Genomic DNA, 2,088 nt, shown 5'->3' on the forward strand with positions numbered 1-2,088 from the left:
ATTGGTCAGCCGCGTCGCCGGCGTCTCGCCCGGTGCGATCGGGTACAGCACCACCTTCGCCGCCATGCCGCCGGCGACGATCATGCTGCGCCCGTCCATGAAGACCGGCCAGTCGATGGCGCCACGCCACATCATCATGCCGTTCCAGCGTGGCGATCCCTGGTCCGGGTAAAGCGTGCCGCGGATCGCGGAATGGATGCCGTCGGCGCCGATCAGCACATCGCCGCGCACCGATTCGACGGTGGCGCCGGCGCGGTCGGCGAAATGGGCGGTGACGCCCTGGCCGTCCTGGTCGAAGCCCACCAGGCGCCGGCCCATCCGGATCGCATCGCCCAGGCGCTCGCGCGCCGCCCGGTGCAGGGCGCCATGCAGCCGGCCGCGATGGATCGAGAACTGCGGCACGTCGAAGCCGGCATCCAGGCCGCGCTTCTCGCGCCAGATCACCTGGCCGAAGCGGTTGGTGTAGAACAGCTCATGCGTGCGGATGGCGATGGCATCGAGCCGGTCGAGCAGCCCGAGCCCGGCCAGTTCCTGGATCGCGTGCGGCAGGGTGTTGATGCCGACGCCGGCCTCGCGGATCTCGCCGGACTGTTCGAACACCGTGCAGTCCAGTCCGCGCGCCTGCAGCATCAGCGCCGTCACCAGCCCGCCGATGCCGCCCCCGACGATGATCGCCTTCATGGTCCCGGACCTCGTGACGGTGGGTGTCCGGCGATAGTTTAAGCTTGAAGCGTTCCCTGGCAAGCACCGCTTGGCGGTGGCGGCCGGCCCGGCGACAGGGCATATAGGGGCCGCCATGCCGACATCAGACCTTCTGGGACAGAATGGCGACCAGGTTCGCCGTCTCGACCACGACCGCTATCTCACCTGCCTGTTCGCCCCGGCGCCGCTGCGGCCGGCGCTGTTCGGCGTCTATGCCTTCAACATCGAGGTGGCGAAGACGCGCGAGGTGGTCAGCCAGCCGCTGCTCGGCCAGATCCGGCTGCAATGGTGGCGCGACGCGATCGGCGAGATCTATGACGGCCGGCCGCGGCGGCACGAGGTGCTGGACGCGCTGGCCCCGGCCGTCGCCGCCCATGGCCTCAGCCGCGCCCATTTCGACACCGTGGTCGACGCCCGCGAGCGCGACCTGGAGGACGAGCCGCCGGCCACCCTGGCCGATCTCGAACGCTACGCCGCCGACACCGCCGGGCCGCTGCTGCGGCTGCATCTCGAGATGCTGGGCATCCGCGACGGCGCGGCGCATGACGTGGCCACCAAGGTCGGCACCGCCTGGGCCCTGGTCGGGCTGATGCGGGCGATCCCGTTCCACGCCCGGCAGAAGAGGCTGTATCTGCCGGAAGATGGTCTCGCCGCCGCGGGCGCCGAGCGTGGCCTGCTGTTCGAGATGAAGCCGCATGACGGGCTGCAGCGGGCCGTGGCCAAGGTGGCGGATCTGGCCGCTTTGCGCCTGGCCGAGGCGCGGGCGCTGCGGCGTGCCGTGCCGCGGGCGGCGGTGCCGGCCCTGCTGTCCGCCCGCCTCGCCGACGGCTATCTGCGCCGGCTGCGGCGGGCCGACCACAACGTCTTCGCCGTCCTGGTCCAGGAACCGCCGCCGCTGCGCCAGGCCGACCTGGTCCGCGGCGCCATCCTCGGGCGGTACTAGCCCAACCCACTCCCATTGTGGTCTCAGACCGGCAGCCCTCGCCGGGCCCGTCGTCCTGGGCGTGACCGAACAGGCTTGATCCACAGTGCAAGCCGCTGTTACAGTTTCATTATTCGGAAATCAAGTTCCATAAAGTGGAACAAACCGGATGATGGCATGACCACACTCGACACCGCCGCCGGCATCCTGCGCTGCTTCAACACCACCCGCACCGAGATCACGGTGACGGAGGCGGCGGCGCTGCTGTCGCTGCCGAAGAGCAACACCTCGCGCCTGCTGCGGGCGATGCGCGATGCCGGATTCCTGGAGACGGTGGGCGACAGCAAGCGCTACCGGCCGGGCCCGCTGGTGGTCGGCGTCGGCCAGCTGTTCCGCACCGCCTCCTCGCTGATCGGCCGGGCCGATGCGGTGGTGGCGCGGATCGTCACCGCGGTCGGCCACAC

General features: G+C 70.5%; 3 protein-coding genes. 2 read left to right on the forward strand and 1 reads right to left on the reverse strand.

Going from position 1 to position 2,088, the window contains the following annotated elements; all coding sequences use genetic code 11:
• Positions 1-681 (reverse strand): FAD-dependent monooxygenase (locus tag AC3XYG_RS42760; protein WP_489146018.1); only part of this gene is annotated, 681 nt, incomplete at its 3' end.
• Positions 682-796: 115 nt separating this feature from the next.
• On the opposite strand from AC3XYG_RS42760, the gene AC3XYG_RS42765 reads away from it, so the two are divergent.
• Together AC3XYG_RS42765 and AC3XYG_RS42770 are read left to right on the forward strand one after the other, a co-directional pair.
• A complete protein-coding gene (locus AC3XYG_RS42765; protein ID WP_489146019.1) occupies positions 797-1,645 on the forward strand; it encodes a phytoene/squalene synthase family protein in 849 nt (282 codons plus the stop codon).
• 156 nt (positions 1,646-1,801) lie between these two features.
• Positions 1,802-2,088: helix-turn-helix domain-containing protein (locus AC3XYG_RS42770; protein WP_489146020.1), on the forward strand; the 287-nt coding region annotated here is incomplete at its 3' end.

The organism is Inquilinus sp., from assembly GCF_057815775.1.

Excerpts from the sequence above, each read along its gene's own strand:
- AC3XYG_RS42765 (WP_489146019.1), top strand. The coding sequence starts at position 797 with ATGCCGACATCAGACCTTCTGGGACAGAATGGCGACCAGGTTCGCCGT.